The 19,324-nt window shown below is 56.1% G+C and carries 19 protein-coding genes; 16 read left to right on the top strand and 3 right to left on the bottom strand.

Annotated elements, in window-relative coordinates; translation table 11 throughout:
* Window positions 1–11 precede the first annotated feature (11 nt).
* The 12 genes from L1249_RS10760 (at window position 12) to nth (ending at window position 10,925) form a co-directional block, all read left to right on the top strand.
* Window positions 12–950 carry a recombination-associated protein RdgC gene (locus tag L1249_RS10760; protein WP_044627973.1) on the top strand — a complete coding sequence of 313 codons (939 nt, stop codon included), beginning with the start codon at window positions 12–14 and terminating at the stop codon, window positions 948–950.
* Between the two features lie 58 nt (window positions 951–1,008).
* A complete protein-coding gene (locus tag L1249_RS10755) occupies window positions 1,009–2,190 on the top strand; it encodes a 1-acyl-sn-glycerol-3-phosphate acyltransferase (protein ID WP_044627974.1) in 1,182 nt (393 codons plus the stop codon).
* Window positions 2,191–2,325: 135 nt separating this feature from the next.
* On the top strand, window positions 2,326–2,607 hold the full coding sequence (locus tag L1249_RS10750) for a hypothetical protein (protein WP_044627975.1): 282 nt from the start codon (window positions 2,326–2,328) through the stop codon (window positions 2,605–2,607).
* A 111-nt stretch (window positions 2,608–2,718) separates the two neighbouring features.
* On the top strand, window positions 2,719–4,755 hold the full coding sequence (gene metG / locus L1249_RS10745) for a methionine--tRNA ligase (RefSeq protein ID WP_228168602.1): 2,037 nt from the start codon (window positions 2,719–2,721) through the stop codon (window positions 4,753–4,755).
* 84 nt (window positions 4,756–4,839) lie between these two features.
* On the top strand, window positions 4,840–5,067 hold the full coding sequence (locus L1249_RS10740) for a diguanylate cyclase domain-containing protein (protein WP_323133904.1): 228 nt from the start codon (window positions 4,840–4,842) through the stop codon (window positions 5,065–5,067).
* A 15-nt stretch (window positions 5,068–5,082) separates the two neighbouring features.
* On the top strand, window positions 5,083–5,664 hold the full coding sequence (gene rsxA / locus L1249_RS10735; protein WP_044627977.1) for an electron transport complex subunit RsxA: 582 nt from the start codon (window positions 5,083–5,085) through the stop codon (window positions 5,662–5,664).
* Between the two features lie 5 nt (window positions 5,665–5,669).
* Window positions 5,670–6,251: an electron transport complex subunit RsxB gene (rsxB, locus tag L1249_RS10730; RefSeq protein ID WP_044627978.1), complete on the top strand. Its 582-nt coding sequence runs from the start codon at window positions 5,670–5,672 to the stop codon at window positions 6,249–6,251.
* Complete coding sequence (gene rsxC, locus L1249_RS10725; protein ID WP_228168601.1) at window positions 6,238–7,908, top strand: electron transport complex subunit RsxC; 1,671 nt, start codon at window positions 6,238–6,240, stop codon at window positions 7,906–7,908. Before rsxB ends, rsxC begins: the two co-directional genes overlap by 14 nt.
* Window positions 7,905–8,936 (top strand): RnfABCDGE type electron transport complex subunit D, encoded by a 1,032-nt coding sequence (locus L1249_RS10720; protein ID WP_228168600.1) that lies wholly within the window; start codon window positions 7,905–7,907, stop codon window positions 8,934–8,936. The genes rsxC and L1249_RS10720 overlap by 4 nt, the downstream gene beginning before the upstream one ends.
* Window positions 8,933–9,559: an RnfABCDGE type electron transport complex subunit G gene (locus L1249_RS10715; protein ID WP_074210632.1), complete on the top strand. Its 627-nt coding sequence runs from the start codon at window positions 8,933–8,935 to the stop codon at window positions 9,557–9,559. Before L1249_RS10720 ends, L1249_RS10715 begins: the two co-directional genes overlap by 4 nt.
* Window positions 9,556–10,257 (top strand): electron transport complex subunit E, encoded by a 702-nt coding sequence (locus L1249_RS10710; RefSeq protein ID WP_228168599.1) that lies wholly within the window; start codon window positions 9,556–9,558, stop codon window positions 10,255–10,257. The genes L1249_RS10715 and L1249_RS10710 overlap by 4 nt, the downstream gene beginning before the upstream one ends.
* Window positions 10,258–10,286: 29 nt before the next feature.
* Entirely contained in the window at window positions 10,287–10,925 is a 639-nt protein-coding gene (gene nth, locus L1249_RS10705) for an endonuclease III (RefSeq protein ID WP_228168598.1), read from the top strand.
* A gap of 24 nt (window positions 10,926–10,949) precedes the next feature.
* Here nth and L1249_RS10700 read toward each other — a convergent pair whose 3' ends face one another.
* Window positions 10,950–12,029 carry a tRNA-queuosine alpha-mannosyltransferase domain-containing protein gene (locus L1249_RS10700; protein ID WP_058577741.1) on the bottom strand — a complete coding sequence of 360 codons (1,080 nt, stop codon included), beginning with the start codon at window positions 12,027–12,029 and terminating at the stop codon, window positions 10,950–10,952.
* 137 nt (window positions 12,030–12,166) lie between these two features.
* On the opposite strand from L1249_RS10700, the gene L1249_RS10695 reads away from it, so the two are divergent.
* Genes L1249_RS10695 through L1249_RS10680 form a run of 4 tightly spaced genes read left to right on the top strand, consistent with a single transcriptional unit; the run spans window position 12,167 to window position 17,536 of the window.
* Complete coding sequence (locus L1249_RS10695; RefSeq protein ID WP_058577742.1) at window positions 12,167–12,541, top strand: response regulator transcription factor; 375 nt, start codon at window positions 12,167–12,169, stop codon at window positions 12,539–12,541.
* Window positions 12,538–14,595, top strand: a complete 2,058-nt coding sequence (locus tag L1249_RS10690; protein WP_058577743.1) for a 3'-5' exonuclease — start codon at window positions 12,538–12,540, stop codon at window positions 14,593–14,595. Before L1249_RS10695 ends, L1249_RS10690 begins: the two co-directional genes overlap by 4 nt.
* The gene (locus tag L1249_RS10685; RefSeq protein ID WP_044627986.1) at window positions 14,592–14,798 is read left to right on the top strand and encodes a hypothetical protein; all 207 of its coding nucleotides are present in this window, start codon (window positions 14,592–14,594) and stop codon (window positions 14,796–14,798) included. Before L1249_RS10690 ends, L1249_RS10685 begins: the two co-directional genes overlap by 4 nt.
* A gap of 2 nt (window positions 14,799–14,800) precedes the next feature.
* A complete protein-coding gene (locus L1249_RS10680) occupies window positions 14,801–17,536 on the top strand; it encodes an ATP-binding protein (protein WP_228168597.1) in 2,736 nt (911 codons plus the stop codon).
* 34 nt (window positions 17,537–17,570) lie between these two features.
* Here the strand turns inward: L1249_RS10680 and L1249_RS10675 are convergent, their stop codons facing one another.
* Window positions 17,571–17,903, bottom strand: a complete 333-nt coding sequence (locus tag L1249_RS10675; RefSeq protein ID WP_062374404.1) for an HlyU family transcriptional regulator — start codon at window positions 17,901–17,903, stop codon at window positions 17,571–17,573.
* A 47-nt stretch (window positions 17,904–17,950) separates the two neighbouring features.
* Entirely contained in the window at window positions 17,951–19,171 is a 1,221-nt protein-coding gene (locus L1249_RS10670; RefSeq protein WP_044627989.1) for an argininosuccinate synthase, read from the bottom strand.
* Window positions 19,172–19,324: the final 153 nt, after the last annotated feature.

The raw sequence follows: 19,324 nt of genomic DNA, 5'->3' as shown, positions 1-19,324 counted from the left end.
GGATCGGTGACATGTGGTTTAAGCACCTGCATTTATATCGCCTACACGGCGCTCCCGAGCTAGATAGCCAAACTCTGGCCAACGCATTGGATGAGCATGCGGCCAAGCCGCTAGGCAATGCGGATGCTCGCCGCTTAGGCTGGACAGCGCCTGCGGGGCGGCTAGGTGGCGACCAGCGTCTGCATGAAATTCAGGGGCACCGCTTACTCTCTGCCCTACGCCAAGAGCGCCTGCTTCCCGCGTCGGTTGTCAAAGAAGAAGTCGACGAAAAAGTCGCCGATATCGAGGCCAGTGAGGGACGCAAAGTCACGCGCAAGGAAAAGAGCGCGCTGAAAGAGCAGGTCACCGAAGAACTCATGCCCCGCGCCTTTGTCCGCAGCCAGAAAATTGACTTATGGTGGGACACTAAGCGCCAGCTCATTGGCGTTAATGCTAGTTCGCGCACCCGAGCAGAAGATGTATTGGACCTGCTGCGTGAGACACTCGGCAGCTTAAAAGCTACGCCATTGAGCAGCCAAACACTGCCGATACGCGCCATGACTACTTGGTTAGGCGACCCATCTAGCCGCCCAAGCGACCTACAGCTCGGCGACCAAGTGGAACTCAAGGCAAAAGGCGACGATGGCGTGCTACGCGCACGGCAAGTTGACCTAGACAGCGATGAAATTCAGCAGCTACTTGAGAGCGGACGCCAGGCCAGCAAACTGGCGATCAGCTTGGAAGGCCGCCTAAGCTTTGTGCTGCATGACGATTTAGCGCTGAAGTCGCTGCGCTTTGGCGACGCACTGATTGAAGAAGCCGACCATGCCGACGACGGCGATGATGCGCTAGCCCGCCTGGAAACCGACTTTATTCTGATGGCCCAAGCGCTTTCTGACGATGTTACCCGCCTGCTGGAATGGCTTGGTGGCGAAACTCAGCGGGAACCGACGGCTCAGCAAGATACCTAACGCTCTATATTTTAAGCCGCAGCCACCCGATTATTTTTGCTTATATCCAACGGATCGCATGACTCATCACAATAACGCACCCAACACTGACACCACCAACGACCCATGGGCAGACATTCGCCCCTATATGGATCATGAGGTGGCCGATGTTCTTGAACGGCTCTCTCACGATAGTGAACTGCTTGACGCGCTTACCCGCTTTAGGCTGCCGCGCATGGCCAAATGGGCGCGGCCCGTAGCGCGCGCGCTGGCAGGCCACGCCATTCGCCGTGAAGTAAAGGGTGTTACCAGCGTTCGCGAATTTCAAATGCGCATTGCCAGCTATATGGAGCGCATGATCCGCACCACCACGGATGCCTTTGAGGTCTCGGGATTAGACAAACTCGACGACAACAGCGCTTATCTATTTATCGGCAATCATCGCGACATCTCGCTGGACCCCGCCTTTGTTAATTACGCGCTTTACCAGGCAGGCCGAGATACGGTACGTATTGCGATTGGCGACAACTTGCTGAAAAAGCCCTATGTAACCGACCTGATGCGGCTAAACAAAAGCTTTATTGTGCCGCGGAGCGCACGCGGAAAGCGGGCCATGTTGGCCGCTTATCAGCAGCTGTCGTCTTACATTCGCCACTCGATTACCGAAGACAATCACTCTATCTGGATGGCCCAGCGCGAAGGTCGTGCTAAAAACGGCATTGACCGTACCGACCCCGCTATTATCAAAATGCTCACGATGGCAAAACGCCATGCAGAGCGAGATATGGTCTTCGGCGATGCCATTGCCGAGCTGAAGCTCGTTCCTGTATCGATTAGCTACGAGTACGATCCCTGCGACTTGCAAAAAGCCCAGGAACTGCATGATATCGCCACCCAGGGTAGCTACGCCAAGAGTGAGTTTGAAGACATCCGCTCAATTGTTTCTGGCATTACCGGCTCTAAAGGCCGCGTTCAGCTAAAATTTGGTACGCCAGTGGGTGCCGACATGGCGACACCTGATGAAGTAGCTGCTGAAATTGACCGCCAGGTGATTGGTGGTTATCGCCTATTTCCCAGCCACTATCTGGCGCTGGAAGCATTGGGCGAATCGCCGGAGCTAGTCGCGCGTAAATCCATTACCCGTCAAGATCGGGAGCGGTTTAAAGCACGGCTAGCAAGCGTTCCAGAAGCACTGCAACCCTATTGGTTAGGGCAGTATGCCAACCCGGTGAAACATAAGGCGGGACGACTCAGCATATAAATGCTTACATGCAGCGGCTTACTTAGTTAAGCGTAATGATCAACGCATGCTCGCAGCTCGAAAAAGTGCTATGGTCAAGGCATTCATTGGTCTCGCTTGGTAGCTTCATCAGGCGCGGTCTTAAGGAGATTCTCTATGTCCGCATCAGAAATTCAAAAAACACGTATTATCAACGAGCTACGCGGCTTTATTCGCAAGCTTCTACAAGACCCTAAAATTCTAGAGCAGTCGCTGGCTATTGCACGCCAGCAACTGATTGAAGGCAGTAGCCCCGCCGTGATGGCACGTATTGCCAATGAGATTTCAGACACCACCAGCGTGCATATTCCTGAAGACCCGGCAGAGCACTCGGAAGCAGACAAGCTATTTTTAGAACTGCTGCGTGAAGTAGTTCAAGAAGAGCAAGCGCTCTACTAGTCTGTCAGGCTGAGCCTCTGGCTATTTGTACGCATTACCATGACATTACCGGCGAAGCACCTCCCCTTCGCCGTCTTTATTTGTACTGCCTAACCGGAATTATCACTCACCATGTCCAATACTGCCCCGCGCAACATTCTGGTGACGAGCGCCCTTCCCTATGCCAATGGCGCTATTCACTTAGGCCACCTGCTTGAGTACATCCAAACGGATATCTGGGTACGCTTCCAAAAGAGCCGTGGCCAGCAGTGTTACTACGTTTGTGCTGACGATGCTCACGGCACCGCGATTATGCTGCGTGCCGAGCAGGAAGGCATTTCTCCTGAAGCACTGATTGAACGCGTTTCCCAAGACCACCAGGAAGATTTCGCCCGCTTTGGCGTGGGGTTCGATAACTACCACTCCACCCACTCGGATGAGAACCGCTACCTCAGCGAGCTGATCTACACCCGCCTACGCGATAAAGGCCATATTGCCACTCGCGATATCGAGCAGATGTTCGACCCGCAGAAAGGTCTGTTTCTAGCCGATCGCTTCATCAAAGGCACCTGCCCGAAGTGCCACGCGGTCGATCAGTACGGCGATAACTGCGAAAAGTGCGGCGCAACCTACACACCTGCGGACCTGATCAATCCAGTTTCCGCCATCTCCGGTGCCACGCCCGAAGTACGCAGCTCCACGCACTACTTCTTCAAACTGCCAGACTTCGCCGACTTCCTGCAGCAGTGGATCAATGATGGCCACGTACAGCCACAAATCCGCAATAAGCTAATGGAGTGGTTTGAGTCTGGCTTTAACGAGTGGGATATTTCCCGCGATGCGCCCTACTTTGGTTTTGAGATTCCCGATGCGCCCGGCAAATACTTCTATGTATGGCTAGACGCCCCCATCGGCTATCTGGCCAGCTTTAAAAACCTCTGCGAGCGCAAAGGTATTGATTTCGATCGCTTCTGGGAAAAAGACTCAGACGCGGAGGTCTACCACTTCATTGGTAAAGACATCGTCTATTTCCACGCGCTGTTCTGGCCTGCCATGCTCCACGGTGCTGATTTGCGCACCCCCACGGCGGTAAACTGCCACGGCTTTTTGACCGTCGATGGTGCGAAGATGTCAAAATCGCGCGGCACCTTCATCAAGGCTGCCACTTACGCTGAACATCTCAACCCCGAGTACCTGCGTTACTACTTTGCCGCCAAGCTCACCTCCAAGGTGGATGATCTTGACCTAAACCTTGAAGACTTCGCTGCCCGAGTGAATTCAGATCTCGTCGGTAAGGTCGTGAACATTGCCAGCCGCTGTGCCGGCTTTGTCAAAAAACTTGGGGGCGGCACCCTCTCTGAGCACTGTGCCGAACCGCAGATGGTTGCCCGCTTTATCGCTGCCGGTGACGATATTGCCGCCGACTTTGAAGCGCGTGAGTTTAGCCGCGCCATTCGCAAGATTATGGAATTGGCCGATGAAGCCAATGCCTATATCGCTGAAAAAGAGCCCTGGGCACTCGCCAAGCAGGGTGGTCGCGATCAAGAAGTACTGGAAATCTGCTCGGTGGGTATCAACCTATTCCGCCAGCTCATGGTGTATCTGGCACCGGTGGTGCCCACCATGGCAGAGCAAGCCCGTGAGTTTATAAATATTGACACTCTTGATTGGGAAAGCCGTGGTAATGTGCTGGTCAACCACCCGATCAATAAATTCAAACCGCTGATGACCCGAGTTGAGCGGGACAAAATTGATGCCATGATCGACGCATCAAAAGAGGATCTGGTAGAAGAGCAGAAGCTAAAAAACACCCCGAAAGGCCCGCTAGCAGACGAGCCCATCGCGGATGAAATTAGCTTTGATGAATTTGCCAAGGTTGACCTGCGCATTGCTCGGATTGCCAAAGCACAATATGTCGAAGGTGCTGACAAACTATTACAGCTTACCCTGGATTTGGGTGGCGAAACCCGCAACGTCTTCTCTGGCATTCGTTCTGCGTACTCTCCAGAGGCCCTGGAAGGCCGCCTGACGGTGATGGTCGCCAACTTGGCGCCCCGCAAGATGCGCTTTGGTGTATCCGAAGGCATGGTGCTTGCTTCAGCGAATAAAGAGGGTATTTATCTGCTCTCGCCGGATGCTGGCGCCGAGCCGGGTCAGCGTGTAACGTAACGCCGCCATTCACGGATGAAAGGGGCAAGGCAAACAGCCTGCCCCTTTTGTTTTTAGGCTACTTCCATTTAGACCCATGACTCACTGACGGAGCTTCCCAACCGGCGGTTATTCGATCAGCGCTTAACCTTAGCGGTGAGCCAAGCCAGTGCAGACAGTAAACTACTGGCCGTCATGATGCTGGATATCGATCACTTCAAACTCTACAACGACTATTATGACCATCAGAAAGGAGACGAGTGCTTACAGCAAGTGGCGACGGCGTTGCATGTCTCTCTACAAGTCCCCTCTAGCCAGCCACCCTATTTCTAAGCAAAATACGCCGTCATGAATGAACTCTTCGTTATTTTGGTCAGCACCGCGCTGGTCAACAATTTTGTATTGGTCCAATTTCTTGGGCTATGCCCGTTTATGGGTGTCTCGAACAAGCTTGAATCAGCGATGGGCATGTCGCTGGCTACCACGTTCGTGTTGACGCTAGCCTCTGCCGCTAGCTACGTGGTTTATCACGGCTTACTGGTGCCCTTTGATATTACCTATCTGCGTACCATTAGCTTTATCGTCGTGATTGCTGCCGTTGTGCAGTTCACTGAAATCATGGTGCGCCAGCTCAGTCCGTTACTGCATCAGGTGCTGGGTATTTTTCTGCCACTAATCACTACCAACTGTGCCGTCCTCGGCGTGGCGCTGCTGTCGCTAAACCGAGAGCTGAGCTTTTTCCATACCACGCTGTATGGCCTGGGCGCTGCGTTAGGCTTTTCGCTGGTGCTCGTACTGTTTGCCGCCATGCGCGAGCGCTTGGCCAGCGCAGATGTACCCAAGCCCTTTCGTGGGGCCGCTATCGCCATGATTACCGCCAGCCTCATGTCGTTGGCATTTCTTGGATTTTCCGGACTGGTACAGGGGTAACGGCCATGAGCGATTCCTTTTCATGGTGGGGCGTGCTTAGCGCCGTCGGCGTACTCACCGGCCTGGGCATCACCTTTGGCGCGCTACTCGGCATGGCGAGCGCGCGCTTTAAAGGTGAAGAGAACCCGCTGGTTGAGAAAATTGATGCGCTGCTGCCACAAACCCAATGTGGCCAGTGCGGCTATCCCGGCTGTCGTCCCTACGCTGAAGCGATCAATCAGGGCGACGCCATCAATAAGTGCCCTCCCGGCGGTGAGGCAACTATTCTCGCCCTAGCGGATATGCTCGGCCGTGATCCTGCCCCGCTAGATGGGGAAGCAGCCAGTGAAGATACCGTGGCGTATATCCGTGAAGCCGAGTGTATCGGCTGCACCAAGTGCATTCAGGCGTGCCCGGTAGATGCCATTATTGGCGCGGCCAAACAGATGCATACCGTGATCGAAGACGAGTGCACCGGCTGCGACCTCTGCGTGGCCCCCTGCCCGGTGGACTGCATCGACATGCTGCCCAGACGCAAACCGCTGACACAGTGGGAGCCCATCGTGAGCGACCGCCAGCCATTAAGGAGCGCGCATGCCGGCCTATGAATTCCCCGGTGGCATCTACCCACCCGAACGTAAAGAGCGCTCTAATCAAGCGCCGCTGCGCACCGTGCCGCTGCCAAAGGTGGTCATGCTACCGCTGTCGCAACATACCGGTAAAGCGGCACTGCCCTGCGTCAACGTGGGCGATGCGGTCAAAACAGGCACACTAGTCGCCCGCCGAGATGGCATGGTCTCAGCTAATGTGCACGCCAGTATCAGCGGCACCGTGATCGAGATAACTAACAGCGTGATCATCATTCAAGGCGATGGCGAAGATCGCTGGGCCACGCTACCGCCGCTGGATTGGCGAACCGCAGAGCGCGACACGCTGCTGGAACGGCTAGATGATAGCGGGCTTATTGGGCTAGGGGGGGCGGGCTTTCCGACCTATATCAAAGCTCAAGTCAACGAGCACCATGCCATTGATACGCTGGTGGTCAATGCCGCCGAGTGCGAGCCTTATATTACCGCCGATGACCTCACGCTTCGCCACTATGCGGCGGATGTGCTCGAGGGTGCTCAATTGCTGGCTCGCCTATGCGGAGCCGCACACATCATCGTCGGTGTCGAAGATAACAAGCCTGAGGCTATTCAGACCCTACAAGCCCTTCTTACGGTCATTGCTGACAGCGAACCGCTCGCGAGCGTGACGCTGAAGATAATCGAAACCCGCTACCCCAGCGGCGGAGAGCGCCAGTTGATTAAAAAGCTGCTGAACCGCGAGGTGCCTAGCGGTGGGCTACCGGCGGATATTGGCGTGCTATGCCACAACCCCGGCACGCTGCTCGCGGCGCTGCAAGCGGTACGCGACGGACTACCGCTGGTCGCAAGGGTCGTTACCCTAACGGGTGATGCCATTACCCAGCCCGGCAACTACTGGGTTCGTGTAGGCACCTCGGTAGACGCGCTGCTGGCGCAGGTTGGCGTGGACGACGAGCAGTTGCATCAAGTGGTGGTCGGCGGGCCGATGATGGGCACGCCGCTTACGTCATTAGACACTCCCGTCACCAAAACGACCAACTGCCTGATTGCCGCGACAAAAGAAGAGCTGCCGCCAGCACCCGCAGAAGCCCCCTGCATTCGCTGCGGCGCTTGTGAAAGTGTCTGCCCTGCTCAACTGCTTCCCCAGCAGTTGCACTGGTACGCCCGTGCCGAAAACGATGCCGCCCTTGAAGCCCATCATCTGTTCGACTGTATTGAGTGCGGTGCCTGCAGCTACGTTTGCCCCAGCGCGATCCCTTTGGTACAGGACTACCGCTCCTCCAAACAGCGCATCCGGTATAAACGCATCGAAACCGCCAAAGCGGAACACGCCAAGCACCGCTTTGAGTTCCGCCAAGCGCGGCTGGCCAGGGAAGAAGCGGAGAAGAAGGCGCGCCGTCAGGCACGGCTCGCCCAGCAGCAGTCCGCTTCCAGCGACGCTAAGGGCGCTCAAGCTGTTCCCGTGGCAGACCTTCGTAGCCTACGCATCGCTCAAACGGCCGCTAAAGCCGCCGTGCGAAAAGCGGAGAAAGTGTTGGCACGGGCCGCCGCTCAAGACCCGCAGCAGCGCCACGACGATTTGGAGACCCAGCTCGCCACTGCCCAAGAAAATCTAAAAGCGGCAGAGGCACGATTGGCCGAAGCCCGTGCCGCCAGTGAACAGAAGGAAGCGCCATGAGCATGATGCACGCCCCCCAGCTGGGAAAAGCACCATCAACAGCCCATGTGATGCGCTGGGTCATCGTCGCCACGCTTCCGGGCCTTGCGGTGATGACGCTCTATTTTGGGCTAGGGATACTCAGCAACGTACTGATCGCGGCGCTTTGGGCCGTCGCCGCTGAGGCGCTCGTTCTACGCCTGCGCCACCGCCCCATTTGGCCGACGCTCAACGACTCCAGCGCCCTGCTCACTGGCGTGTTGCTAGGCGCCTCGTTGCCGCCTGCGAGCCCCTGGTGGCTGATTGGCGTTGGGGTGATCGCCGCCGTCGTCGTCGCGAAGCAGCTCTATGGCGGCTTGGGCCACAATCCTTTCAACCCTGCGATGGTGGGCTATGCACTGCTGCTGGTGTCGTTTCCCACCCATATGACGCTCTGGGCATCGCCCCAATCGCTTTGGCCCGACTCCCTCTGGCCACAAATAATGGGAACACTAACCACGTCAGCGCTCGATGGCCTGAGCGGAGCCACTCCTTTAGATGCTTTCAAACACAAAGGTGAAGCGGTCATGGCCAGTGAGTTTTGGGCATCGTCGCCGCTCCCTGAAGGAACGTTGTCGGCTTGGCGTAATATCGCGCTGGCATGGCTGGCAGGGGGCATGGTGTTGATCGTCAAGCGACTGATAAGTTGGCATATTCCGGTCGCGATGCTGGGCAGTATAATGCTGCTCTCAGCGCTGTTTTATGCCAGCGACACCAGCCACTTTGGCTCACCGCTGTTTCATCTTGTCACTGGGGCAACGCTGTTTGGTGCCTTCTTTATTGCCACCGACCCGGTCTCAGCGGCCACCAGCCGTCGGGGGAAGCTGTTATACGGTGCGGGGATTGGCGTGCTGGTCATCCTGATTCGCAATTTAGGCGGCTACCCGGATGCCGTCGCCTTTGCCGTGCTGCTGATGAATCTCTGCGTGCCGCTGCTGGACATGGTCAGCGTGCCGCGCCCCGTCGGTCAAACTACCGCTCGGGCTGATGAAAGGAAGAGCGCGCCATGACCACTCAACACGCTATGCTGCGCGGTGCACTGGCCCTTGGCCTGTTTGCCCTGGTCACTGCCGGCAGCGTCGCCCTCACCCGCGCCGTGACCGCGGAGCGTATTGCCGAGCACCAGCTTGCTTATCAGCATCGTCAGTTGCAGGAGGTGCTGCCCGCTTCACTGGCCTCGGTGCCGCTTCAGGCCGTGCTGGAGAGCGCGTTTTCGCTACCCAACCCATTGCCGTTGGGGCACCGCACGCCTCAAGAGGGTTGGCGGGTACAGCAAGGTAGCGAAGCCGCCACCATTCTGCCGGTCGTAACACGCCAAGGGTATAACGGTGACATTCACTTGCTTGTCGCCATCAACCAAAGCGGGCAACTCACCGGGGTGCGTGTGACTCACCATCAAGAGACACCGGGGCTTGGCGATGATATCGAGAGGTCACGCAGCGCCTGGATCACGTCATTCAATGGCCTAAGCCTTGAGAGCCTGCCCCCAAGCGGCTGGGCCGTGAGCAAAGAGGGCGGCGAATTCGACAGCTTCACCGGTGCGACGATTACCCCACGGGCCGTCATTAACGCCGTTCATGAGGCGCTGCGCTACTATCAGCGCGAACTCGTTCAGCAGGAGCCCGCACCATGAGCCAGTGGACACAGCTTTCCCGAGAAGGGCTTTGGACCAATAACCCGGCGCTGGTGCAGCTACTGGGGCTTTGCCCGCTGCTGGCGGTCAGCGCCACGGTGGTGAATGCGCTAGGCTTAGCGTTGGCCACTCTGCTGGTCTTGGTAGGGGCCAGCACAACAATCTCGCTCATTCGCCACCAGGTGCCTAGCGCCGTGCGGCTCCCCGCGTTTGTGATGGTGATTGCCGCCTTTGTAACCTGCGCTGAGCTGCTCATGGCCGCGTTCGCTTACTCGCTCTATCAAATATTGGGGATTTTCATCCCGCTTATCGTGACTAACTGCGCCATTTTGGGCCGGGCGGATGCGTTTGCCTCCCGCCAGCCCGTGCTGCCCGCGGCAATCGATGGGCTGATGATGGGGCTGGGCTTTGGTGCGGTATTAGTGCTGATGGGCGCGATCCGCGAGCTGGTGGGCCAAGGGACGCTGTTTAGCGACATGGCGCTGCTGTTTGGGCCAGTTGCCGCTCACTGGCAGATCACCCTGGTGGCGGATTACCAGTTTCTCTTTTTCATCCTGCCCCCCGGCGCGTTCTTCGTTGCAGGGCTTTTGATCGCGCTGAAAAACGTGCTGGATCAACGGCGCGCCGCCCGCGCTCAGCCCGTCAACATCGCACCGCGAGCCGAGCGCCGTGTGCGGGTCACCGGCACTATTAAATAAGCACCATTCAATAACCAAGAGAACACGCTATGAATGCTCAAAAGCGTCATGAGATATTTGCGCGCTTCCAGGCGGAAAACCCACACCCCACCACCGAGCTCAACTGGAGCACGCCGTTTGAGCTGTTGGCAGCGGTCCTGCTCTCCGCCCAAGCAACGGATGTAGGCGTGAATAAAGCCACGGCCAAGCTTTATCCGGTCGCGAATACCCCTGAGGCGATCATTGAGCTGGGTATTGATGGCCTAAAGCAGCACATCAAAACCATTGGGCTCTTCAACACCAAGGCAGAGAATCTGATGAAAACCTGCCACCTGCTGGTCAACCAACATGGTGGCGAAGTGCCCAACACTCGCAAAGCGCTGGAAGCGCTGCCCGGCGTGGGGCGTAAAACGGCTAACGTGATTCTGAATACCGCCTTCGGCCAACCCACCATTGCGGTAGATACGCATATTTTTCGCGTGTCGAACCGCACCGGTATCGCCAAGGGTAAAGACGTCATCGAGGTCGAGCAGAAGCTGTTGCGCCACGTGCCCAGCGTGTTCAAACAAGATGCCCACCACTGGCTGATTTTACACGGGCGCTACACCTGCATTGCGCGAAAACCTCGTTGCGGCAGCTGCATCATTGAAGATCTGTGCGACTATAAAGAAAAGACCGAGCTTGCCTAACGGTACGCCCACGCCAGGATCACTCTATGCCGAGCAGGTCATTAGTTGCCCCTCCACCAGCAGCTGACGATACGTTTCTCGCCAGCGCGGCCACTGCCATGGCTGAGTATCCAACTGCGCGGGCTGGCTACCGGGGTCTAACAGCCACGCTTTCAAGCGCTGATAGAGCCCCTCTTGCGTACCATCGTAGCGATATTGGGCGGGATAAAGTTCAGGAAAGCAGAGCCTATCCGGTACCAGCGGCGTGGCGCCTCGCTGGGCAGCCTCCATGATCGCCAGCCCCTGAAACTCATGCCAAGTGGTTGATACCACAATACCTCCACCGTTGAGCAGCGCACGGTATTCCGCCTCCGGCTGCGGCCCCCAGCAGATAACATGCTCAGCCAGGCGCACCTGCGCCTCGGCAAATATCGGTGGCACGTCGCGAAACTGCTGGCCAAGCACCGCCAACTCAAAGGGCACCTGCTGCTCGCTTAGCTTGAACAGCACCGCGAAGAAGTCCTCCGGGTTTTTGTCATACTCCCAACGGTGATTCCAAATCAGCCGCTGCGGGTTTGAGTTACCAGCGGCGGCACAGTTAGCAGGCGCGATGGGCACGGGCACCACGCGAGCGCTTTGGCGTAGCCGTTCTAGCGGTTTAGCAGCGGGCAAGTTTTCCGGCATTTTCTTTAAAAAACGCCGCGCACCATCAAAAAAAGAGTCCCGGTTATAGGCCGTGTTGAACACCAGCACATCTGCCGCCAGTGCCGCATACAAGTTGACCATTTTGGCTTCTACCTGGGGCATCTGCTCGCTGGATTCGGGGTAGGCAAACTGATTTTCGTGAAAATAGACGATCTTTCTTGCTCGCCCCAGATGGGGAAACAGCCCCACTAAGGTGGCGATATCTACCATAGACGTTGCCAGCACTACATCGTAGGGCTGATTTAGCCGCTCGTACTCTTTTAACCACCAGCTCAACGGGTTGCCACGAATGCGCCAGGAGAAGTAGCGAGGAGGCAAGCTTAGCAGCGTCCAGGCTACCTCGTTCACTTCAGCCATTAAGCTGTTAGCCCAATAACGGTGGCTAACCGCTTCATAAGCCGATAACAATAAAACGCGCATCATCCTGCCTACCGGTGAAAGGTTCTCTTCATACACAGCATTCGGCCAAGGTCGTCTTGGCCGAATGCTGTACGCTACATACACTTAAACCATCGCAGCAGTCTCACTGCTCATCTAACGCCGCTGAGGAGACCGTAATGGCCAACGTATTAGTGGTCGATGATGAACTCAATATCCTACTCTCCCTTGAGTTCCTCATGTCCCATGCCGGGCTGACGGTAACGACAGCGCCCGACGGCGAAACCGCGCTGCAGAGAATTGCCGACTCATCCCCTGACCTACTGCTGCTAGACATCAGCTTGCCGGGCATCAGTGGCTTTGAAGTGCTGGAGCAGCTGCGCCGCTCTGAATCCGAACGGCATTTACCGGTGATTATGTTAACGGCTCATGGCCGTGAAGTAGAGCGGGAAAAAGGCTTTGCGCTGGGCGCAGATGACTACGTTACCAAGCCTTTCTCTACCCAGCAGCTTGTAGAGAAGGTCAAAGCCCTGTTAGCTGAGCGTGCACCATGACACGCCAGGGCCTTCCTAAGCGCCAACGCTTGGTCGGCGTGTGGCTGCTGCTAAGCGGCGTTAGCCTAGTAGGGGGAGCGCTCTTTGCCGCTTGGTTAGATAGCCAGCTGGCACTTTCCGGCGTGGCGCGTGCGGCTCTATGGCTAGGCAGTTTTTCAGGCGGCATCACGCTTTTTTTAATGGGCCTGCTGCTGGAGCGCATGCTTTTTACGCCCCTTCGCCATCTTCAAGCGCAGCTGGCGCGTTGGGTAGCCAATCCAGATGCCCCAGACGAACACACTGTAGAGGGCTGGTTAAAAGGGCTTGGCCCAGACCTTCGCCGCGTCAGTCACAGCTGGCGCGCCGACCGCTCACGACTCGCCACCGCCCATGCAGAAGGAGCGCGTAGCGCATCGCGTATACGCCAAGAGCTTGAAACGCTGCTACAGGTGCTTGAAACACCGCTGTTACTTTGCGACCGGCACCGGCGGGTAATGCTGTTTAATCAGGCTGCCGAAAACTTCTTTGCGGGTAATACCGGTCTGGGGCTTGGTAAACGCCTGGATGCCCTGCTGCCAACAGCTACCCTCGCCAACGCCATGGCACAACTGCCCGACGATGGCTCGCCTCGGGAAATGCTCGCTCCCAGTGACCAGCGCTGGCTAAAGGTTGTCATTCGCCGGGTCCCCGGCAGTGAACGCGAAACGCTGGTAACCTGTAGCGATGCGACCACCACCTGGAATAATGAAATGGGCGTGCGGGCCGAACTTAATCATCTATTGCCGCCACTTCGCCAGCACTCCGCCAGCTTAAGCAGCGCCGCTGATGCGCTACGTCAAATCCCCCCCTCAGAAACGTCGCTTGAGCTACGAGCACGTTTAGAGCAAGTAGTGCACGATGAGAGCCAAGCATTAAACAAGCACGTCGCGGAGATTGGCTCGCTGCTGGACGATCTTCAGTACCACGGCGAACGCTTAAGACCCATTTGGTCCAACGATTTTTGGCAATCGCTGGATGAGCGCCTTGACCCGGCCCACCGCTTAATCACCCCTATCGGCGTGCCCGCTTGGTTTAAAGGCGATGCGCCAGCACTCATTGAACTGTTTGACTCGTTGGTAGACCACCTACGCTGCCACTTGCCCAGCAGCGGTTTTGAAGGTGAGGTAACGCTCAACCCAAAACGCGCTTACGTTGACTTGATTTGGCAAGGCTCACCCGTTCCCGAAGGCGAGCTCACCATTTGGCGCGAGCACCCGCTGACCACGCTACCGCTTAGCCCCTCAGTCGCGGATATTCTGCGCCAGCACGCCACCGATATCTGGAGTGTTGCCGATGCGGATAAACGCCACGCACGACTGAGACTGCCGCTACCAACGATTGCACAAGCCCAAGCGCCTCGGGAGCTCGCCCCTCCGCGGCCGGAATTCCATGACTTTGGCATCGCACAGCTGCCTGCGCCTGACGAGGCTCTGGCTAGCAGAGCTCTACGCTGCCTGGATATCGTGGCGTTTGATACGGAGACTACTGGCCTTGAGCTGCGCCGAGGAGACACGGTGATTAGCCTGGGCGCCTGCCGGATCGTCAATGGTCGTTTACTGGCGAATGATGCGTTTGATCATTTCGTGGACCCGAAGCGCGCCATTCCTGCTGCCAGTACGGTGATTCACGGCATTACCGATGCGGATGTCGCAGGCGCTGCCCCTCTTGAAACGGTGCTTGGCCTGTTTCGAGACTACATTGGCGAGGCCGTACTGCTCGCCCATAATGCGGCTTTCGATATGCTGGCCATTAGCAACCGTGGCGTTGACTTTACGATGCCTGTTTTAGACACACTGCTGATTTCAAAAGCGCTCGATGAAGCATTGGATGGTCACGATTTAGACACCCTTGCCAAGCGCTATGACCTCCACTTTCCACCGGGCACTCGCCACACGGCGTTAGGTGATGCCCGCGTTACCGCAGAGCTATGGCTAGCACTGCTGCCACGGCTCGAGGCCCGGGGCATTGATACGCTGGAAGAGCTGCTTGTCCTGCAGGCAAATGCCTTTGATAAAGAGGATGCCAGCGCACCATGAACCCCTTCAGCGCTCCTTCCCGCAGGCGTGAACGGCTCATCGCGCTGGCCCTGCTAGCACTATTTATGTTTTGCCCGCCGATGCTGCTTATTGTTGATCGTTTACCGGGCCTGCTAGGTTGGCTACCGCTCTACCTATTTGTCGTTTGGGGAGCGCTCATTGGATTCACCGCTTGGCTGGTTGAGCCCCCCAAGGAACCATGACCATGCGCGGCGATTGGGTAGTGATTGGTACCGCCTTTTGCTATTTGGCCCTGCTCTTTATGGTCGCCGCCTGGGGAGACCGGCGCGCCGAACAGGGCCGCTCGCTGATTGGCTCGCCGACGGTCTATGCCCTCTCTATCGCGGTTTACTGTACTGCCTGGACGTTTTACGGCAGCGTTGGCCGCGCAGCACAGTATGGCCCTAGCTTCCTACTGATTTACCTGGGGCCGACACTGGCGATGCTGTTAGCCCCTTTTACACTACGCAAAATGGTGCGCATTGCCGCACAGCAGCGCATTACCTCGATTGCCGACTTTATCAGCGCCCGCTACGGCAAAAGCTCCCGTTTAGGGGCACTCGTGGCCATCATGGCGCTCATCACCATCACCCCTTATATCGCGCTTCAGCTAAAAGCTATCACGGTGAGTCATGCGGTGCTGATGAACTACCCACTGGGTGCCGATATCACGCTAGAGAACGAACGCTTCTGGATGGACCGCTCTTTTTGGATAGCGATGGTGCTGGCGGTGTTTATTATTCTTTTTGGCACCCGTCACTTAGATGCCAGCGAGCGCCACGAAGGGATGGTGGCTGCCATTGCCGTAGAGTCCCTGGTGAAACTGATCGCCTTTCTGGCAGTAGGCGTATTTGTCACGTTCATCATGTTTGCAGGGCCAGGCGCCCTCTTGGCCGAAGTCGCTGCTACACCAGCATTAATCAATAGCATGCGCCTAGAAAACGTACCTGGCGGCGCAACGGGCTGGGTGGGTATGCTGCTACTGGCATTTCTGGCCTTCTTTACACTACCCCGGCAGTTCCAGGTTCTCGTGGTGGAGAATGTTGACGAGCAGCACCTCCATCGCGCCAGCTGGCTATTCCCGCTCTATTTGCTGTTGATTAACCTGTTTGTCATCCCGATTGCCTTAGCCGGGCTGCTACTTGGCGAGGGCGATCCCGATAGCTTCGTGCTCACGCTGCCCCTCTCTGCGGGGCTAGAAGGTTTGCCGCTGTTAGTCTTTATCGGTGGTCTTTCAGCCGCCACCGGCATGGTTATTGTTGAGACGATTGCCCTCTCTACCATGGTCAGCAATCAGCTCATTATGCCTCTGCTGTTGAAAGTAAAGCACCTTTATATTGAGCGCCATGGCCGGCTTGCCGACTGGCTACTCAACATTCGGCGCATCGCCATTTTACTGATTCTACTCATGGGCTATCTCTACCATGCGCTGATCGGCGATAGCTACAGCCTGGTAACCATCGGGCTGGTCTCTTTTGCGGGAGTGGCCCAGTTTGCCCCTGCACTGCTCATCGGGCTTTACTGGCGCGGGGCAACGCGCCAGGGGGCAACGTTAGGGCTGCTCGCTGGATTTTTTATCTGGTTCTATACGCTGCTGCTGCCGGGGTTTGCACAGTCGGGCTGGCTGAAAGAGACGTTAATTACCCAGGGCCCTTGGGAAATCAGTTGGCTATCACCTTACGCGCTGCTGGGGCTAAGCGGATGGGATATTTATACGCATTCACTGTTTTGGAGCATGCTAGTTAATGTTAGTTTGCTGATTGGCGTATCATTATTCACTCGTCCTACACCACTAGAGCAGACTCAGGCCGCACTATTTACCGAGGCAATGCACCCCAATCTGCAAACCACTTCACTCTGGCAAGGTGAAACCACCGAAGGCGCACTCCATGCACTGTTAATTCGGTATTTGGGAAGTATGGCAACTCAGCGTGTCTTTGCATCCCAAACGGCACAACCTGATACCGAGACCGATGCTTATCAGCGGCCAGCGTCTAAGGCACTAATCACTCGTGCTGAACAGGCATTGGCTGGCTCCCTGGGTAGCGCATCCGCCAGCGTATTAATCAACTCGGTCTTACGTGGTGAAGCAGTAGATGTAGAGTCAGTGCTCACTATTTTAGACACCACCTCCCAGGCCTTAGAGTACAACCGCCAATTAGAGCAAAAGTCCCAGGAACTAGCTCGTGTCGGTGAAGAGCTACGCAGCGCTAACGAACGGCTACGTGAGCTTGATCGCATGAAAGATGAGTTTGTCGCTATGATCAGTCATGAACTTCGCACGCCACTAACATCTATACGATCATTTGCAGAAATTTTACGCGATACACCCGATATCGCGGCCGATAAACGACAACAATTTCTCAGCATTATGGTACTGGAAAGCCAGCGCCTTTCCCGACTTATTGAGGAGATCTTGGATTTAGCGCGACTTGAAAGCGGCCGATTAACCATGAAACCAGTGGCGGTTGACTTAACCAAGCTAGCCAAACAGAGCAGCGATGCCATTTTCCGCTTACATGACGAACAGAGTGTCGAATTTGAGTTCTTTGCGGAAGCGTCACCTGCCATAGTCACTGCCGACCCGGACCGTCTTGAACAGGTGATTATTAATTTACTGGAGAATGCACGGAAATTTGCTGCTCCCCGGCACCCAAACATTAAGTTATCGGTTTATCCGGTTGATAATACCTTTCAACTAAGCGTCGAGGATAACGGCCCAGGCATTCCCCCGTCAGAGCGTGAAAACGTCTTTGAAAAGTTTTATCAACTCCAGCTGAGAGAGCACACTACGGAAAAAGGCCGACCCAAAGGCAGCGGTTTAGGCTTGCCCATTAGCCGCGCTATAATTCACCACCTGGGTGGCAAACTATGGGCTACCGAATCCCCATTAGGTGGCACCAAAATGGTATTGGAACTTCCGAAAGCCTCTTTTATGTAAACAATGAGGCGCGCGCCCTAATGGACGCCCATAATTAGCTAGCCGTGCTGCTATCGCGGCGGGGGTCGGGCTCGAACATGGCATCCCCCACTTCATCGATATAGCGCTGCGCTTTAGACACCATTAGCGCATCACAAGCCTCACGACCCGGCACCATATCAGAACGCTCAAACCGGTGCTCTTGCGCGCCACCTTGGCTATCGGGTTTGCGTATCCAGCCGCTCACGCGGTACTGGCCGCTTTGGTTATCAGGCTGGGAGATAATTAAATACTCTTTATACTCCACCGATTCAGCCGCTTTGGTGCCAACACTCGCGTCACTACTGCCTTGCGATCCAAATAAGCCTGAAAGCAACTTCTTAAACATAACGGCTCCTGTTACGCAGTGGCCAGCCCTGAGGCTGGCCACGAACGTTAGCTTTGCTGGCGACCTTTGCCAGCCGCAATGCGCAGGCGCAGCGCGTTCAGCTTGATGAAGCCTTCGGCATCTTTCTGATTGTAGGCACCGGCATCGTCTTCGAACGTGGCAATGGACTCGTCGAACAGCGACTGCTCGGATTTGCGGCCCACCACCGTGGCATTGCCCTTGTAGAGCTTCATGCGCACGACGCCTGAAACGTTTTTCTGCGTTTCGTCAATAGCAGCTTGCAGCATGCGGCGCTCAGGGCTCCACCAATAGCCGTTGTAGATCACTTCGGCATACTTGGGCATCAGCTGATCTTTCAGGTGAGCCTCTTCACGGTCTAACGTCAGTGACTCGATCGCGCGGTGAGCGCGCAGCATGATCGTGCCTCCTGGCGTTTCATAGCAGCCACGCGACTTCATGCCCACATAGCGGTTCTCAACGATATCCAGGCGGCCAATGCCGTTATCGCCACCCAGCTTGTTGAGCTTCTCCAGCACTTCATGTGCCTTCAGCGCTTCGCCGTCAATCGCAACGATGTCGCCTTTCTCGTACGTCAGCTCAACGTAAGTCGGCTGCTCTGGCGCGGCTTCAGGAGAAACGCTCCAACGCCACATGTCTTCTTCGGCTTCGGCCCAAGGATCTTCCAGAATGCCGCCTTCGTAGGAGATGTGCAGCAGGTTAGCATCCATGGAGTAGGGAGATTTCTTCTTCTTGTTAGAGAAATCCACCGGAATATTGTGCTCTTCACAGTAAGCCATCAGCTTTTCGCGTGAAGTGAGATCCCACTCGCGCCATGGCGCGATGACTTTAACGCCTGGCTTCAGCGCGTAGCCGCCCAGCTCAAAACGCACCTGGTCGTTACCTTTACCCGTCGCACCGTGAGAAATAGCGTCTGCACCGGTTTCGTTAGCAATTTCGATCAAGCGCTTGGCAATCAGCGGACGAGCAATAGAGGTGCCCAGCAGGTACTCACCTTCATAAATAGTGTTCGCACGGAACATCGGGAAGACGTAGTCACGCACGAACTCTTCGCGCAGGTCTTCGATGTAAATCTCTTTTACGCCTAGCGCTTGCGCTTTGGCACGAGCAGGCTCGACTTCTTCACCTTGACCGATGTCGGCAGTAAAGGTCACTACCTCGCAGTTGTAGGTCTCTTGCAACCACTTAACGATTACGGATGTGTCCAGGCCGCCTGAATATGCCAGCACAACCTTTTTGACATCGGACATTCTTTGCTCCTTGTAAAAAGCAGTTCACTAGAAAGGGTAGCGCCCTTAAGCCAGCGCTACCTGTTTATTCAAACCGTCAGTATAGCGTTCTCAATGCTCAGCGAATACCGTCAACGACGCCTTAGGGGTAAAGCTGCTAGAATCACCCAACCA

It is taken from the genome of Halomonas sp. Cn5-12 (assembly GCF_021532545.1).
Taxonomy (GTDB): Bacteria; Pseudomonadota; Gammaproteobacteria; order Pseudomonadales; family Halomonadaceae; genus Vreelandella; species Vreelandella aquamarina.
The sequence above is the reverse complement of the archived record's forward strand: the minus strand, read 5'-3'. Positions and strand labels throughout refer to the sequence as shown.

Bases quoted from the DNA above. Each gene is read 5' to 3' on its own strand.
- L1249_RS10760 (WP_044627973.1), top strand. From the start codon at position 12: ATGTGGTTTAAGCACCTGCATTTATATCGCCTACACGGCGCTCCCGAG.
- L1249_RS10755 (WP_044627974.1), top strand. From the start codon at position 1,009: ATGACTCATCACAATAACGCACCCAACACTGACACCACCAACGACCCA.
- L1249_RS10750 (WP_044627975.1), top strand. From the start codon at position 2,326: ATGTCCGCATCAGAAATTCAAAAAACACGTATTATCAACGAGCTACGC.
- metG (WP_228168602.1), top strand. From the start codon at position 2,719: ATGTCCAATACTGCCCCGCGCAACATTCTGGTGACGAGCGCCCTTCCC.
- rsxA (WP_044627977.1), top strand. From the start codon at position 5,083: ATGAATGAACTCTTCGTTATTTTGGTCAGCACCGCGCTGGTCAACAAT.
- rsxB (WP_044627978.1), top strand. From the start codon at position 5,670: ATGAGCGATTCCTTTTCATGGTGGGGCGTGCTTAGCGCCGTCGGCGTA.
- rsxC (WP_228168601.1), top strand. From the start codon at position 6,238: ATGCCGGCCTATGAATTCCCCGGTGGCATCTACCCACCCGAACGTAAA.
- L1249_RS10720 (WP_228168600.1), top strand. From the start codon at position 7,905: ATGAGCATGATGCACGCCCCCCAGCTGGGAAAAGCACCATCAACAGCC.
- L1249_RS10715 (WP_074210632.1), top strand. From the start codon at position 8,933: ATGACCACTCAACACGCTATGCTGCGCGGTGCACTGGCCCTTGGCCTG.
- L1249_RS10710 (WP_228168599.1), top strand. From the start codon at position 9,556: ATGAGCCAGTGGACACAGCTTTCCCGAGAAGGGCTTTGGACCAATAAC.
- nth (WP_228168598.1), top strand. From the start codon at position 10,287: ATGAATGCTCAAAAGCGTCATGAGATATTTGCGCGCTTCCAGGCGGAA.
- L1249_RS10700 (WP_058577741.1), bottom strand. From the start codon at position 12,029: ATGCGCGTTTTATTGTTATCGGCTTATGAAGCGGTTAGCCACCGTTAT.
- L1249_RS10695 (WP_058577742.1), top strand. From the start codon at position 12,167: ATGGCCAACGTATTAGTGGTCGATGATGAACTCAATATCCTACTCTCC.
- L1249_RS10690 (WP_058577743.1), top strand. From the start codon at position 12,538: ATGACACGCCAGGGCCTTCCTAAGCGCCAACGCTTGGTCGGCGTGTGG.
- L1249_RS10685 (WP_044627986.1), top strand. From the start codon at position 14,592: ATGAACCCCTTCAGCGCTCCTTCCCGCAGGCGTGAACGGCTCATCGCG.
- L1249_RS10680 (WP_228168597.1), top strand. From the start codon at position 14,801: ATGCGCGGCGATTGGGTAGTGATTGGTACCGCCTTTTGCTATTTGGCC.
- L1249_RS10675 (WP_062374404.1), bottom strand. From the start codon at position 17,903: ATGTTTAAGAAGTTGCTTTCAGGCTTATTTGGATCGCAAGGCAGTAGT.
- L1249_RS10670 (WP_044627989.1), bottom strand. From the start codon at position 19,171: ATGTCCGATGTCAAAAAGGTTGTGCTGGCATATTCAGGCGGCCTGGAC.